Origin of the sequence: Arthrobacter nitrophenolicus, assembly GCF_045833485.1 — a bacterium.
Lineage (GTDB): Bacteria > Actinomycetota > Actinomycetes > Actinomycetales > Micrococcaceae > Arthrobacter > Arthrobacter nitrophenolicus.
The window spans coordinates 4,040,676-4,054,814 of the sequence record NZ_CP174504.1 but is presented as its reverse complement, the minus strand read 5'-3'; the positions used below and the strand labels follow the sequence as shown (position 1 = coordinate 4,054,814).

Annotated in this window: 14 protein-coding genes; 11 read left to right on the top strand and 3 right to left on the bottom strand. The window is 66.8% G+C overall.

Annotated features, from left to right (window positions below; genetic code table 11):
- Positions 1 to 95: 95 nt before the first annotated feature.
- Genes ACJJV6_RS18740 through ACJJV6_RS18730 form a run of 3 tightly spaced genes read left to right on the top strand, consistent with a single transcriptional unit; the run spans position 96 to position 3,178 of the window.
- Positions 96 to 1,424, top strand: coding sequence for an extracellular solute-binding protein (locus ACJJV6_RS18740; protein ID WP_407709542.1), 1,329 nt, complete (start codon positions 96 to 98; stop codon positions 1,422 to 1,424).
- Positions 1,425 to 1,427: 3 nt separating this feature from the next.
- Entirely contained in the window at positions 1,428 to 2,309 is an 882-nt protein-coding gene (locus tag ACJJV6_RS18735; protein ID WP_407709541.1) for a carbohydrate ABC transporter permease, read from the top strand.
- On the top strand, positions 2,306 to 3,178 hold the full coding sequence (locus tag ACJJV6_RS18730; protein WP_407709540.1) for a carbohydrate ABC transporter permease: 873 nt from the start codon (positions 2,306 to 2,308) through the stop codon (positions 3,176 to 3,178). The genes ACJJV6_RS18735 and ACJJV6_RS18730 overlap by 4 nt, the downstream gene beginning before the upstream one ends.
- A 6-nt stretch (positions 3,179 to 3,184) precedes the next feature.
- Here the strand turns inward: ACJJV6_RS18730 and ACJJV6_RS18725 are convergent, their stop codons facing one another.
- Positions 3,185 to 3,388 (bottom strand): hypothetical protein, encoded by a 204-nt coding sequence (locus ACJJV6_RS18725; protein ID WP_235046732.1) that lies wholly within the window; start codon positions 3,386 to 3,388, stop codon positions 3,185 to 3,187.
- Positions 3,389 to 3,539: 151 nt separating this feature from the next.
- Here ACJJV6_RS18725 and ACJJV6_RS18720 point away from each other — a divergent pair, with 151 nt between their 5' ends.
- The 8 genes from ACJJV6_RS18720 to metE all read left to right on the top strand — a co-directional run bounded on the left by ACJJV6_RS18720 (position 3,540) and on the right by metE (position 12,437).
- Positions 3,540 to 4,547, top strand: coding sequence for an AAA family ATPase (locus tag ACJJV6_RS18720; protein ID WP_407709539.1), 1,008 nt, complete (start codon positions 3,540 to 3,542; stop codon positions 4,545 to 4,547).
- A gap of 7 nt (positions 4,548 to 4,554) precedes the next feature.
- Positions 4,555 to 5,451 (top strand): DUF58 domain-containing protein, encoded by an 897-nt coding sequence (locus tag ACJJV6_RS18715; protein WP_407709538.1) that lies wholly within the window; start codon positions 4,555 to 4,557, stop codon positions 5,449 to 5,451.
- Positions 5,441 to 5,911 (top strand): hypothetical protein, encoded by a 471-nt coding sequence (locus tag ACJJV6_RS18710; protein WP_009356344.1) that lies wholly within the window; start codon positions 5,441 to 5,443, stop codon positions 5,909 to 5,911. The genes ACJJV6_RS18715 and ACJJV6_RS18710 overlap by 11 nt, the downstream gene beginning before the upstream one ends.
- The gene (locus ACJJV6_RS18705; protein WP_407709537.1) at positions 5,902 to 6,912 is read left to right on the top strand and encodes a vWA domain-containing protein; all 1,011 of its coding nucleotides are present in this window, start codon (positions 5,902 to 5,904) and stop codon (positions 6,910 to 6,912) included. The genes ACJJV6_RS18710 and ACJJV6_RS18705 overlap by 10 nt, the downstream gene beginning before the upstream one ends.
- 23 nt (positions 6,913 to 6,935) lie before the next feature.
- Complete coding sequence (locus ACJJV6_RS18700) at positions 6,936 to 7,907, top strand: VWA domain-containing protein (protein WP_009356342.1); 972 nt, start codon at positions 6,936 to 6,938, stop codon at positions 7,905 to 7,907.
- Positions 7,904 to 8,662 carry a hypothetical protein gene (locus ACJJV6_RS18695; protein ID WP_407709536.1) on the top strand — a complete coding sequence of 253 codons (759 nt, stop codon included), beginning with the start codon at positions 7,904 to 7,906 and terminating at the stop codon, positions 8,660 to 8,662. Before ACJJV6_RS18700 ends, ACJJV6_RS18695 begins: the two co-directional genes overlap by 4 nt.
- A 350-nt stretch (positions 8,663 to 9,012) precedes the next feature.
- The gene (locus tag ACJJV6_RS18690; protein ID WP_407709535.1) at positions 9,013 to 9,975 is read left to right on the top strand and encodes a methylenetetrahydrofolate reductase; all 963 of its coding nucleotides are present in this window, start codon (positions 9,013 to 9,015) and stop codon (positions 9,973 to 9,975) included.
- A gap of 131 nt (positions 9,976 to 10,106) precedes the next feature.
- On the top strand, positions 10,107 to 12,437 hold the full coding sequence (gene metE, locus ACJJV6_RS18685; RefSeq protein ID WP_407709534.1) for a 5-methyltetrahydropteroyltriglutamate--homocysteine S-methyltransferase: 2,331 nt from the start codon (positions 10,107 to 10,109) through the stop codon (positions 12,435 to 12,437).
- A 113-nt stretch (positions 12,438 to 12,550) separates the two neighbouring features.
- Here the strand turns inward: metE and ACJJV6_RS18680 are convergent, their stop codons facing one another.
- Both ACJJV6_RS18680 and ACJJV6_RS18675 read right to left on the bottom strand, forming a co-directional pair.
- On the bottom strand, positions 12,551 to 13,057 hold the full coding sequence (locus tag ACJJV6_RS18680; RefSeq protein ID WP_009356338.1) for a DUF2004 domain-containing protein: 507 nt from the start codon (positions 13,055 to 13,057) through the stop codon (positions 12,551 to 12,553).
- A gap of 45 nt (positions 13,058 to 13,102) precedes the next feature.
- On the bottom strand, positions 13,103 to 14,020 hold the full coding sequence (locus ACJJV6_RS18675) for a LysR family transcriptional regulator (protein WP_035751665.1): 918 nt from the start codon (positions 14,018 to 14,020) through the stop codon (positions 13,103 to 13,105).
- Positions 14,021 to 14,139: the final 119 nt, after the last annotated feature.

Genomic DNA, 14,139 nt, shown 5'->3' with positions numbered 1-14,139 from the left:
TAGCATGTGCATATTGCCGCGGCTGGGGCCCGCTGACAACGGGGTCCGCAGCTTTAACTGAATGGAGCACCATGCGTCACCGGGCCCTGAAAAACATGTCATTGTTCGCCGCGGCACTGGTTGCGCTGGCGGCCTGCAGTCCCGGTACTCCGGACGAGGGGTCCAAGACCCTGAAAGTGGCGTACCAGAAGACGGATTCCTTCACCGCGCTGGACACGATGTTCCAGTCGGCCAAGGAGGAGTTCGAGGCAGCGAACCAGGGCGTCACCGTTGAGCTGCAGCCCATTCAGGGCAACGACGATGACTACGGCACAAAGCTGGCCCTCGCCCTGCGCTCGTCGTCCACCGCGCCCGACGTGTTCTACGAGGACACGTTCAAGGTTCGCTCGGACGTGGACGCGGGCTACCTCCTGAAGCTTGACTCCCACCTTGAGGGGTGGGAGGACTGGGACAAATACGACGACGCCGCCAAGGCAGCCGGCCGCGCGGACGACGGCGGCACGTACGCGGTGCCGCTGGGCACCGATACCCGGGCCATCTGGTACAACAAGAAAGTCCTCGCGGCCGCCGGCATCAGCGAACCCTGGCAGCCGCGCAGCTGGCAGGACATCCTCGACGCCGCCCGGAAGATCAAAGCCAACGATCCCTCCGCCATCCCGTTCAACATGTACGCAGGCAAGGGAACCGGCGAGGGCACCGTCATGCAGGGGTTCTACGAACTGCTCTACGGCACCGGATCCAGCCTCTACGACGAGGAATCCAAGAAATGGGTCGTCGGGTCCGCCGGATTCAAGGACTCGCTGGGCTTCCTCAAGACGCTCTATGACGAACAGCTGGCCGTCACCCCCGCGGAGGCACTTGACGCGAACGTCTGGAAGAAGGTGTTCGGCGAATGGTTCCCGAACGGAAAGCTGGGCGCCACCGTGGAAGGTTCCTACGCGCCGTCGTTCTGGCAAAAGGGCGGCAGCTACGAGTGGCCCGGCTACGAGCAGGACATGGGCGTGGCCCCGTTCCCCACCCAGAACGGTGACGCTCCCGGCGCAGTCAGCATGTCAGGCGGCTGGACCCTGGCAGTGGGCGCCGAAACCAAGGAGCCGGACCTGGCGTTCAAGTTCCTGTCGACGGCGCTGAATCAGAAGAACTCCCTGGCGTTCACCGTGGAGAGCTCGCAGATCGCCGTCCGGACAGACGTGGCTGCCGACCCCGGCTACCAGGACGCCAACCCCTTCGTGAAGGATGTCTCAGACCTGGTGAAGGTCACCCGGTACCGGCCGGCCACGTCCGACTACCCCCGGATCTCCGCCGCTGTCCAGGAGGCAACCGAGGCGGTCATCACCGGCAGCCGGACGCCGGAGCAGGCCGCCGCCGACTACGACGCAGCAGTCACGGATATTGTGGGCGGCGACAAGACCGTCCGGAAGTAACCTGTGCTGCTGAGCCACCGGGCCCGGCAGCTGGTCCGCTACCTGCCGGTCCTTCCTGCCGTCCTGCTCCTGCTGGTCTTCCTCGCCGGCCCCGTTCTCTGGGCCTTCCAGGCGTCGCTGACCAACGCCGGGCTGACCGGCCGCAGCGCCAGGAATCCCGAATGGGTGGGCCTGGAAAATTACCAGCGGCTGCTCACCGACCCCGTCTTCCCGCTCTCCCTCTGGCTCACGGTTGTGTTCGTGGGAGGATCGGCGGTGCTGGGCCAGAACCTGCTTGGCCTGGCCATCGCTGTACTGATGCGCCGGGCACGGCCGGCGGTCGCATCCCTCGTCGGGACGGCCGTGGTGGCCGCATGGGTGCTGCCCGAGATCGTGGCCGCCTTCGCCGCCTACGCGTACTTCAGCAAGGACGGGACGCTTAACCAGCTGCTCGGGGCCCTGGGCTTCGGCAGGCCGGAGTGGCTGTACGCGTTCCCGATGGTGGCCGTGATGCTGGCCAACGTGTGGCGCGGGACGGCCTTCTCCATGCTCGTGTACAAGGCCGCTCTCAACGATGTTCCCACCGAGGTCACGGAGGCTGCCCAAATGGACGGCGCCCGGGGCTGGCAGCGTCTGCTCTTCATCACGCTGCCCATGATCCGGGGCAGCATCGCGACCAATCTGATGCTCATCACCCTGCAGACCCTGGCGGTGTTCACCCTGGTCTGGGTGATGACGGCGGGCGGGCCGGCCAACGCCAGCACCACGCTGCCCATCCTGGCCTACCAGGAGGCTTTCAAGTTCGGCGACATCGGGTACGGGACGGCGGTGGCTTCCGTGCTCATCCTGGTCGGCGCTGTGTTCGGCGTCGTGTACATCCGGCTGCTGAAGGAGCCGCGGGCATGACCGCCCCCGCCAGGACATTGCCGCCGCGCGGGGTGCAGGCTCTGCCACCCCGCCGCAGGCGCGGTACCACCCCGGCGGACCTGGCCCTGCTGCTGGTGGGCGCTTGCTTCCTGCTGCCCCTCCTGTGGCTGGTCCTGGGCTCCCTGGACCCGCAGGCCGGACACGAAACCAGGGTGCCGCGGCAGCCCGGGCTGGAGAACTTCGCCGCCATCCTGACCCCGGAACTGCTATTGCAACCGCTGTGGAACAGCGTGGTGCTGTCCGCCGGGACAGGGGCCGTCACGCTGGTGGCCGCCGTGCTGGCGGCCTATCCGCTGTCCCGTTACCGGTCCCGGTTCAACACGCCGTTCCTGTACGCGGTCCTGTTCGGCACCTGCCTGCCCATCACGGCCATCATGGTTCCGGTGTACGGCTTGTTCGTCCAGCTGGAGCTGCTGGACTCCATGCCGGCCACCATCTTCTTCATGGCCACCACCACGCTGCCCATGGCCATCTGGATGACCAGGAACTTCATGGACGGCGTGCCGGTGTCCCTCGAGGAGGCCGCCTGGGTGGATGGTGCCTCAAGGATGGCGGCGCTGCGGACCATCGTGTTGCCGCTCATGCGCCAAGGCCTCGGCGTCGTCTTTATCTTCGTGTTCATCCAGGCGTGGGGGAACTTCTTCGTCCCGTTCGTGCTGCTCCTGTCCGAAGCGCGGCAGCCCGCCGCGGTGTCCATCTATAGCTTCTTCGGACAACACGGGGCAGTCGCGTACGGCCAGCTGGCCGCATTCTCGATCCTCTATTCACTGCCGGTCCTGGCCCTGTACATCATTGTGGCAAGGTGGTCCGGCAGTTCCTTCGCCCTCTCCGGAGCGGTGCGGGGCTAGGGCCTCTTAGTCGATGTCCTCGACCACAACCCCGAACGGGATGCTGTCGTCGAGGTGGGCCTGGTGGCCGGTGGCTCCGGGGTTGTAGGTAACCCGGACCCCGTGGAGCTTGTCTGCTGCGGACTGCATCAGGACAGGCCTTACAGTGCTGACGAACATCTCGTTCTTGTCGGCGAGAAATTCCTTATAACTGGCTGGAAGCTCAATCATGGCAAAAGGATAGACCTGCCAGGCCCTGATGGGGAGGGGTCCCCATTTGCCGGATCCGCGGTCCAGGTCTTGGATAGGATGGCGGCGAAGTGCATCTGTTCCATCCAAGGGCACAGGGCACGGCCACGAACAGCCACCAGGGGGATAGACAGTGCTTCAAACCAGTGCGTCCGCGAGGATCGAACCGGCGGAGCTGGCACGGGCACAGCAGGTGGCCGCCAGTATTTCCCGGAGCTTTGAAGCCAAGGTGGTGGGCCAGTCCCGGCTGCGGGAGTCACTGCTGGTGGGGCTGCTGACGGGCGGCCACATCCTGCTGGAAAGCGTCCCGGGCCTTGCCAAGACCACCGCGGCGCAGACGGTGGCTGAGGCGGTCAGCGCCGACTTCCGCAGGATCCAGTGCACCCCGGACCTGCTGCCCAGCGACATCGTGGGAACGCAGATTTACGACGCCGCCAAAGGAACCTTCATCACTCAGCTCGGCCCAGTCCACGCCAACATCGTCCTGCTCGACGAAATCAACCGCTCCAGCGCCAAGACCCAGAGCGCCATGCTGGAGGCAATGCAGGAGCGCCAGACCTCGATCGGCGGCCAGGACTACCGGCTGCCGTCACCGTTCCTGGTGCTCGCCACCCAGAACCCCATCGAACAGGAAGGCACCTACCAGCTCCCGGAAGCGCAGATGGACCGGTTCATGCTCAAGGATGTGCTGGACTATCCGTCTCCGGCCGAGGAAGCGGAAATCATCCGGCGGATCGACGCCGGCGTCTACACGCTGGAGCAGGCTCCGGCGGCAGCAGCGTCACTGGATTCCGTGGCTGAAGTGCAGGAGATCGTCCGGCGGATCTACATCGATCCCGCCATCGTCAACTACATCGTGGGGCTGGTCTTCGTCACCCGCAACGCCCACCAGTACATCGACCAGCGGCTGGCCGGCTTCATCGAGTTCGGTGCCAGCCCGCGTGCCAGCATCGCCTTCAGCCAGGCGGCCCGGGCCGTCGCGCTGCTGAACGGCAGGGACCATGTCATACCCGAGGACGTCAAGGCGCTGGCCCACCGGGTGCTGCGCCACCGGCTGATCCTGAACTTCGATGCGGTGGCCGAGCAGGTGCCGGTGGAATCGGTGATCGACGCCGTCGTCGCCGCCGTCCAGACCCCCTGAGGCCGGCATGGCCAGCCTCCTCCTGCGGGTGAAGTCGAAGATGGCAATCTTCGCCCACCGCAAAGCACGCGGCCTGCTCGACGGCGAGTACGGTTCAGTGTTCCGCGGCCGCAGCCTGGACTTTGACGATCTCCGCGCCTACGTGCCCGGAGACGAAGTGCGGGACATTGACTGGAAAGCGTCGGCGCGGCACGGGTCGCCGCTGATCAAACGCTACGTGGCGGTCCGCCGCCAGACGCTCCTGCTGCTCACCGATACCGGACGGAACATGGCCGCCATCTCCCGGACGGGGGAGCCGAAGAAGGACATCGCCGTCATGGCGCTCGGCGTGATGGGCTACCTGGCCCACCGTCATGGCGACGTGGTGGGGCTGGTCAGCGGCGACTCCGTCCGCACCCGCTTCATTCCGGCCAAGGGGGGCGAGGCCCACCTGGAGCGGCTCCTCCGGCAGGTGCATGGCGACGCCGGTGCCGGGGTGGCACCCAGCAGGCTCGAAGACCAGCTGGACCACGTGGCCCGGACCGTGAAGGGGCGGAACCTGCTGTTCGTCGTCGCGGACGAAATCGCCGCCACCCCTGCCATGGCAGGGCTGCTCCGCCGCCTTCGCGCGCAGCATGAAATCCTTTGGCTCACGGTGCGCGACGCGGATCTGGCGCCCAGCCAGCCCGGCCCGGGCGGCGCCGTCGCGGACTTCTACAGTGTTGCCGACTCCGTCCTTCTTCCCGCGCACCTGGCCCAATCCGACACCGTGGTGGCCGCGTACACGAAGGGCATTGCCGAGCGGGACGCCGCCCGCAAGGCCATGCTGCGGCAGGCAGGCATCACGGAAGGCGACGTGGCAGGCAGCCAGGGCGTTGTCACCGCGCTGTTCGCGCTCCTGGAAAGGCACCGCCGTGCAGGCTGAACCCGGCTTCTACGGTCCGCTCCAGTACAGCCCGGTATGGATGTGGGCAGGCGTGGCACTCCTGGCAGTGGTGGCAGGCTGGTATGTCTTCGTCTTTGCCGTCACCCGGCATCCGCGGACAACGGCACACCGCCCGCGCGCGGCATCCCTCACCGACCTTCCCGCGCTGAAGGCCGCCTACCTGCAACGCATCGACGACGTGGAACGGGCCGCCGCGGCCGGCCAACGCGGCGTGCGTGCCAGCCACCAGGACCTCAGCCGCCTGCTGCGCAGCTTCGTCCGGGACGCCTCAGGCGTGGACGCACTCCGGATGACCCGCCAGGACCTCGAACGACACCCGCTGCCCGCCGCCGCGTCCGCCGTCGGCGCGTTGTATCCGGGCGAATTCGGGCAGGAACCGCTGCCTCCGGTTTCCACCGCCGCCGCCAAGGCACGGGAGACGGTGAGCACATGGGGCTGATGTTCTGGTGGCTGCTGCCGCTGGCGGTGGTTGCCGCCGCTGCCGTCGGCGTTGCTGCCTTCCGCGCCGGCACCAGGGGCAGTGCCCGACGCCGGCCTGCAGCGCACGCCGACCGCCTCACCCTGCTGCCGGAGTACCAGGCTGCGGTCAGGCGCTACCGGCGGTGGCTGGCTATTGCTGGGCTCGCCTGCGCGTCACTGCTGGTGTCGTCAGCGGTGGCGGCGGCCCGTCCAGTTGACGTCACAACGATTCGGCCCGAGCAGCACAACCGGGACATCATGCTGTGCCTGGACGCATCAGGCTCCATGAGCAGCGCTGACGCGGCGGTGGTGGAGGCCTATGCAGAGCTGGCACGGAAGTTCGACGGTGAACGGATCGGACTGGCCATCTTCGACAGCACGGCCATCCAGGTGTTTCCCCTGACTGATGACTATGACTACGTCCAGGAACAGCTGCAGCAGGCCAGGGACGCGTTCGATGGAAAGCCGGGGAGCTCCGGGTTCCTGGACGAAACCTGGAGCGGCCGCGGCTCGTCCCTGATCGGTGACGGGCTGGCATCGTGCCTGAACAGTTTCCCCTCGCCGGACACCGCCGACGGCGGGGCACCAAGCGCTCCCCAGCGTTCGCGGTCGGTGGTGCTCGCCACGGACAACCTGCTGTCCGGCGAGCCCATCATGACGCTGGCTGAAGCTGCGCAGCTGGCGGCAGGCCGCTCCGTGCGGGTATACGCGCTGAACCCGGCGGACCTCGATTACGGCGCCGGTGCCGGCCAGCCGGGGGCCCAGCTCCGGTCGGCTGCTGAATCCACCAGCGGGGCCTATTACGCGCTGGACAATCCGGACGCCATCGCGGGCATCGTGTCGGCGGTGGAGGAAACGGAGACAGCGGCAATCAAGGGTGCTCCGCGCGCGGTGGTCTCGGATGAGCCGGCGGTGCCCCTGGCGGCTGCCCTCGTGTCCGGGCTGGTCCTGTGCACCGCGTTGTGGCGGTTGCGGATATGACCAGGGTGCGGATTCCCCGAAGGATGCCAACACGTGCCTGGCTGCGCCGGGGCCTGCTGGTGGCGCTCCTGCTCCTGGCGCTGGTACGGCCGGGCGTGTCCGGCGGTACAGCCCAGGCTGCGACGTCGGACCTTAACGTGTTCTTCGTGGTGGATACCACCACCAGCATGGTGGCCGAAGACCACGGAAGCGGGACTCCCCGGATGGACGGCGTGCGGCGGGACATCATGGCCATCGCGGCAGAGCTGCCGGGGGCACGTTTTTCCGTGCTGACCTTTGACACCAAGGGACACGTCCGGATGCCGCTGACCACCGACACCCTTGCCCTGGAAACGATCACGTCCGTCCTCGAGCCCCAGGTCACCGCGTACGCCAAGGGGAGCAGCATCAGCGCGGCCCGGCAGGTGCTCGCTGAACGCCTCGCGGCAGCCCGGGACAGCCACCCTCAACGGCCACGGCTCGTCTTCTACCTGGGCGACGGCGAGCAGACCAGCTCCGCTGCGCCCGAACCGCTGGGTATGGGGAACGGCCTGGTATCCGGGGGAGCGGTGCTCGGTTACGGCACCCCGGCCGGCGGGCGGATGAAGGAGAATACAGGCGTGGCGTCCGACGGCGGCGACCGGGAGTCGCGGTATGTCCAGGACATGGAGGGCAGGGACGCAGTCTCGGTCATTGACGAGGGCAGGCTCCGGGAGATTGCCTCGCAGCTGCAGGTGCCGTATGTGCACCGGGCCGCCGGCGATCCTGCTGCACCGATGCTGCAGCAGGCCCGCCCAGGCACAATGGAGTCCGCCGCGAATGACGCCTCGCTGCCGGGAAGGACAGAGCTGTACTGGGTCCTGGCCGCCGGCGCCTTTGCCCTGGCGCTGGTGGAATTCGGTGTGGTCATTCGGAGGGTCCGCGCCCTGCAGCCCGCCAAGGCGCCCGAACCGGAAACATCGGCGCAGAGCCGCAGGGGCGGGCGCTCCGCCAAAGCCAGGGAGGACGCCCGATGATTCCTTCCGTTCCGGCGCCTTCCGCATCCGGGGACAGGCGAAGCCGGATGCGCCGCCGCCAGCTTCTGCTGTTATGGTCCGCCGTACCCGTGCTGGTTCTGCTCGGTGTCGCCGCAAAATTCCTCAGCCTTGGGCTCCTTGCAGGCCAGGCCGCGGAAGCATATGCGGCCAAAGACACTGCAGCTGTCGAGGCTGCAGCTGAAGGGCTGAACCCCGCCAACGTCGTCGAACGGCACAAGGCACCGTTCGCGGCAGGCGACGCCAAAGTTCTGGCGGGAGATTACCCTGCCGCCAGGATCCTCTTCCAGGAAGCGCTGGACGGCGTGCCCGCCGTATCTCCTGACGACTGCGTCATACGGGTGAACCTCAGCCTCGCAATCGAACACATCGGTGACGCCAAGCTGCGGGCGGAGGACCCGGCGTCGGCTGCTGCCCTTTACGCAGAAGCCCTGGATGTGGCGGTGGCTGCGCCGCCGGGATGCTTTTCCGGGGCCAGTGCCCAGGACGCAGGGAAACAGCTGACCGAAGCGGAGCGGCGCCTGACCGAAAAACTGGCCGCCGCCGCGGAGTCCACAGAGGCGCCGGGGGAATCGGAGCCGGAGGACAGCGCCGAGGAACAGCCCTCTCCGCAGAAAAGCCAACTGGAACAGCTTGGGGAGAGCGCCCGGCAGGCGGAACGCGAACGCAATGCTGCCCGCGAGCGGGACGACTACCTGAGGGATACCGGGGATGCGGGGCCCGACCGTCCCTGGTAGCGGTGCAGTGGCCGGCGGGAAAAGCAGCAACCAGGCGAAGAAAATTCCATTTCAGCAATGAAACAAGGCGTAAGACTGCGTCTTAATTCGGAGGCCAACTTGAATGCTCGGGCCCCCGCTCATAGAGTCTTATACAAGTTACCGCGGTAACGTGTCAGCGATCCTCCGTGCGGGAGGGTGTGGGTGCCCCCATGTGGGCCTGACATTTGCTCACGGACAACTTCATTTCAGGCGTAACAGTCGCGGCTGCGTCCTGTGGAGTTCCCCGTGTGTTCCCCAAACTCAATTCATTGCCGACTGCCGCCACGTTTATGGCAGCAGGCCTCAATGGCCCAAAGCCAAGGACGCAAATGTCACCACCAAGCCTTATTGAGACACATCCGAATCTATCTGACGCCGCTCCCGTAGCGCTGTCCTATGAGCTGTTCCCGCCCCGTTCGCCGGCGGCCGCAGAGACGCTCTGGACTACCATCCGTGTACTCGAAACCACCGAGCCGGACTATGTCTCCGTCACGTATGGTGCCAGCGGATCCAACCGGGACACCGCCGTCGAGCTCATCAACCGCCTCCTGCTCGAAACCACGCTTCGGCCACTGGCCCACCTGACCTGTGTCGGGAACACCCCGCAGGAACTGGCGGGCATCATCGGCCAGCTGCTGGACACCGGCGTGCGCGGCATCCTTGCCTTGCGCGGCGACCTGCCGGCCGACGGCCAGGTTACCGACGGTTCGCTCCGTTATGCCCAGGACCTGATCGAGCTCATCCGCCGGGTCGAGCAGCGCCGTTCGGCACTGCTGTGTGCCGGGAAGATCGCCGTCGGCGTCGCGGCCTACCCTGCGCGCCACCCCGAATCGCCGAGCGAGGAGCACGACGTCGAGGTGCTGCTGGCCAAGCAGCGTTCCGGTGCCGACTTCGCCATCACCCAGGTGTTCTTCCACGCGGACCAGTACGCCGACCTCCTCACCAGGGCACGCCGGGCCGGGGTCACCATCCCGATCATCCCTGGCGTCATGCCGCTCACCAGCCTCCGGCGCCTCAACCGCCTGGGCGAACTGACCGGCGTGGAACCGGCTCCGGAACTGACGGCCAAGCTGGCCGCGGCCGACACCGACCTGGAACGACTCCACATCGGCGTCGACGCCACCGTCGACCTTTCCAACGCAGCCCTGGATGCCGGGGCGCCCGGCATCCACATCTACACCTTCAACGAGCACCAGAGCGCGCTGGAAGTGCTGGACAAGCTCGCCCTGCCGCGGCGCGGCCGTGCCGGCGTCCGCCCGGCCTCCACGGTCCGCCCCCAGCTCGCCGGCTGACGCAGCACACCCGCCGGCCACGCAGTTTGACGCCGCCCTGGTCCGGCAGCTCCGCGCTGCCCTCTTTTCCCCTGTGCCTTCGATAACCAGTGCCTTTCATGCAGAGCACAACGAATTTTAAGGACTTTGCCATGACTGAAAAGAACACTCCCTTCCCGTCCGCCTCACTCCTTGGCTACCCCCGTATCGGCCGCCGCCGCGAGCTGAAGAAGGCCGTGGAAGCCTACTGGGCCGGCAAGATTGACGCCGCCGCCCTTGACGCCGCAGCCAAGGACATCCAGCTGACCATCGCAAAGCGGCTGCAGGAACTCGGCCTGACCGAGGCCGCAGCCGTCCCCGGCACCTTCTCCTACTACGACCAGGTCCTGGACACCACCGCACACCTCGGAGCCGTGCCCGCCCGCTTCGGCAAGCTCCTCAACGCCGAAGGCCAGCTGGACCTCGACGGCTACTTCACCCTGGCCCGCGGCAACAAGGAGCAGCAGCCGCTGGAAATGACCAAGTGGTTCGACACCAACTACCACTACCTGGTTCCCGAAATCGGTCCGGAGACCGAGTTCACCCTGGCTTCCACCGCCAAGGTGGACGAGTTTGCCTACGCGCTGGCCAACGGCATCGAGACCCGCCCCTACATCGTCGGCCCGGTCACCTACCTGCTGCTGTCCAAAGCCTCCGACGACGCCCCCGCCGGGTTCGCGCCGCTGTCCCGCCTCGAGGACATCCTGCCCGTCTATGTCCGGCTGCTTGAGAAGCTCGCTGCCGCCGGTGCCGGCTGGGTCCAACTCGACGAGCCCGCCCTGGTAGTCGACCAGGACACCCCCGCCGCTGAAATTGAAGCAGCCGTGGCACGGGCCTACGAGGTACTCACCGCTGCCACCAACCGCCCGCAGATCCTCGTGTCCACCCCGTACGGCTCCCTGGACAACCAGCTCGGTACCCTCGCGGCCACCAACATCGACGCCCTGCACATCGACGTCTTCAAGGGCGCCGTTCCGTCCGAGGCAGCCCTCGCGGGCCTGGGCAACAAGACCCTGGTTGCCGGTGTGGTTGACGGACACAACATCTGGCGCAACGACCTCGCCGCCTCGGCCGCGAAACTGGACGCACTGAAGGCCGCCGCCGGCAGGATCGCTGTGTCCACCTCAACCTCCACGCAGCACGTCCCGCACGACGTCGCCGAGGAAACCCAGCTTCCCGATCAGCTCCGCAGCTGGCTGGCGTTCTCAGACCAGAAAGCCGTCGAGGTCAAGACCCTCGCGTCCTACCTTGCGGATCCCGCCTCCGCTAAAGCCGCGATCGACGAGGCAACCGCCGTGATCTCTTCCCGCGCCACCGCCGAAGGCGTGCGCCGCGCCGACGTCCGGGCCCGCACCGAAGCCCTGACCGCCGCCGACTTCACCCGCGCCGAGTACGGGGTCCGGGCAGCAGCCCAGGAGGAAGCGCTGCAGCTGCCGCCGCTGCCCACCACCACCATCGGGTCCTTCCCGCAGACGTCCGAGATCCGCTCCGCCCGTGCCCGCAACACCAAGGGCGAGCTGAGCGACGAGCAGTACCAGCAGCTCATGAAGGACGAAATCAAGCGCGTCGTGGACCTGCAGGAAGAACTCGGCTACGACGTCCTGGTGCACGGCGAGCCCGAGCGCAACGACATGGTGCAGTATTTCGCGGAAAACCTCGAAGGCTTCGACGTGACGGTGCACGGCTGGGTCCAGTCCTACGGCTCACGCTGCACCCGCCCGTCCATCCTCTGGGGCGACGTCACCCGCTCGGCCCCCATCACGGTGGAATGGGCGAAATACGCACAGTCCCTGACCAGCAAGCCGATGAAGGGCATGCTCACCGGCCCGGTCACCATCCTGGCCTGGTCCTTCGTCCGCGATGACCAGCCGCTGGCCGAGACCGCCAACCAGGTTGGCCTGGCGCTGCGCGACGAAATCGCCGACCTTGAAGCCGCCGGCATCCAGGTCATCCAGGTGGACGAGCCCGCACTGCGCGAACTCCTTCCGCTGCGCAAGGCCGACCACGCCGACTACCTGAAGTGGTCCGTGGACTCCTTCCGCCTCGCCACCGCGGGCGCCAAAGACGCCACCCAGATCCACACCCACCTCTGCTACTCGGAGTTCGGTGTAATCATCGACGCGATCGACGGCCTCGACGCCGACGTGACCTCCATCGAAGCAGCCCGCTCCCGCATGGAGGTTGTCCACGACCTCGAGTCCCACGGCTTCGGCCGCGGCGTCGGCCCTGGCGTTTACGACATCCACTCGCCCCGCGTGCCGGGAGAGCAGGAAGTCACTGAACTCCTCAGCACCGCCGTCAAGCACGTCCCGTCCCGCCAGCTCTGGGTCAACCCGGACTGCGGCCTGAAGACCCGCGGCTACGCCGAGACCGAAGAGTCCCTGCGCAACCTGGTCAAGGCAACCCGGACGGTCCGCGCGGAACTGCTGGAAGCCGCGAAGTAGCTGAATAAGGTTTCGACAAGCTCACCCGTTGAGCTTGTCGTCGCTTTTGTGTCCGGTGGTTGAGCCTGTCGAAACCCCGTCAGGTTTCGACAGGCTCAACCACCGTCGGTGCTTCAGGACTCCCAGAGGATCTCGTCGTCAACAACGCCGTCCTCATCAGCGGAGGCCACCAGGACTTCGTCCGTGAAATGCTCGCCGAGGGTGAAATCCAGAACGAAGTAGCGTTCAGGCTGGCCGGGGTAGATACCCACATGGCCGAGTTTCAACGCCTTGAGGAACACGTCATTGGTGAGCTGGCTGCGTTCCTCCACGCCGAAGACCTTCTGCAGGTGCTCGTCCTTGAGGGCGTTGCAGTGGAAATGCAGGTACTCCCGCGGGCTGGTGCCTTCCTGCTCCAGCTCCTCGGCGATCATGTCCCGGACTTCGTCCACCAGTTCCGGCAGGAACCGCAGGCGGTAGTCCACCTTGCGCAGTGCGGCTTCGTCGAAGTGGTCGTGGGCGGTGATGTTCAGGTCGAGTTCCAGCGGGTGGCCGCGCAGCTCATGCTTGGCGGCGATGGAGTGGTCCCTGCCGTGGTTGAGCTCTATCTCTCCAAAGTGCTGGCTCGCTACCTTGCTCATAGTCTCAACATAGACCCGAACAGCAGTGCATTCCAGCGTTCACGCCTAATTCACCGACGTCCGCATTCCGGCGAGGGTCTCGGCCAGCAGATCGACGAAGAGCTGCACCCGGGCGGTTTTCCTGTCGTTGATCAGCAGTGCGAAGACGTTGCGGGCCAGCCGGATCTCGGGAACATCCAGGACCACCACACCTGCAGGCTTGTTCCGCAGCGCGAGCTCGGGCACCAGTGCCGCGCCCAGCCCGGCGGCGGCCATCTCCAGGCTGGCGTGGAAGTCGTCGCTGTGTGCCACCACCCGGGGATGGAGGTTGCAGCCGGCAAAGAGCCGCTCGATCACCATGGCGTCGCTGGTCCCGGGATGGTGCATGATCCATGGCATTTCGGACAGATGGTCTGCCGCCACCTTCGCGTCCGGCCGGAAACCCCAGCCGGCGGGCAGGACAACCCGGAAATCGTCGTCGCCGATCCATTGCCGGTTGATGGTTGCCGGCCAGGCCACGCCGGTCTGGCCCACCTGGAACACCACGGCCAGATCCAGGTCGCCGCCGGCGCGCAGCCCCTGGATGGTCTGGCCGGGCTCGGCCACGGACACCCTCAGGTCAATGCCCAGGTTCTTCCATGCCGGATTCTTCAGGATCCGCGGCAGGACGTACGTGGCAAGGCTGGGGAAGATGCCGAGCCGGAGTTCCTGGCTGGCGCTGTCCTGGGTCTTGGCGGCGGCGGCCATCAGCGCTTCGATGTCCGTCAGCACCTTGGCGGCGTGCCGGGTCATGACGACGGCGGCCTCCGTGGGCACGACGCTCCGCGCCGACCGCTGGAACAGGACCACCCCGGTGTCCCGCTCGAGGGCGGACATCTGCTGCGATACGGCGGAGGCCGTGTAGCCAAGGGTTGACGCGGCGGCCGCAAACGAGCCCAGCCGCGTGACCTCCATCAGGGTCTTCAGGTGTACCGGATTTACCACCAGCCCACAGTACTGCGCGCAGCACCTTTCCGCGCGCGGGACCATTCCGGCGTACGCACCCATCCGCGGCGGCGGCGGCACCGAATTGCCCTCTGTATACCCACCCTTGGCAAGTGTTC

Coding starts and splice junctions, on each gene's coding strand:
- ACJJV6_RS18740 (WP_407709542.1), top strand. CDS start 96: ATGTCATTGTTCGCCGCGGCACTGGTTGCGCTGGCGGCCTGCAGTCCC.
- ACJJV6_RS18730 (WP_407709540.1), top strand. CDS start 2,306: ATGACCGCCCCCGCCAGGACATTGCCGCCGCGCGGGGTGCAGGCTCTG.
- ACJJV6_RS18725 (WP_235046732.1), bottom strand. CDS start 3,388: ATGATTGAGCTTCCAGCCAGTTATAAGGAATTTCTCGCCGACAAGAAC.
- ACJJV6_RS18715 (WP_407709538.1), top strand. CDS start 4,555: ATGGCCAGCCTCCTCCTGCGGGTGAAGTCGAAGATGGCAATCTTCGCC.
- ACJJV6_RS18705 (WP_407709537.1), top strand. CDS start 5,902: ATGGGGCTGATGTTCTGGTGGCTGCTGCCGCTGGCGGTGGTTGCCGCC.
- ACJJV6_RS18700 (WP_009356342.1), top strand. CDS start 6,936: ATGCCAACACGTGCCTGGCTGCGCCGGGGCCTGCTGGTGGCGCTCCTG.
- ACJJV6_RS18695 (WP_407709536.1), top strand. CDS start 7,904: ATGATTCCTTCCGTTCCGGCGCCTTCCGCATCCGGGGACAGGCGAAGC.
- ACJJV6_RS18690 (WP_407709535.1), top strand. CDS start 9,013: ATGTCACCACCAAGCCTTATTGAGACACATCCGAATCTATCTGACGCC.
- metE (WP_407709534.1), top strand. CDS start 10,107: ATGACTGAAAAGAACACTCCCTTCCCGTCCGCCTCACTCCTTGGCTAC.
- ACJJV6_RS18680 (WP_009356338.1), bottom strand. CDS start 13,057: ATGAGCAAGGTAGCGAGCCAGCACTTTGGAGAGATAGAGCTCAACCAC.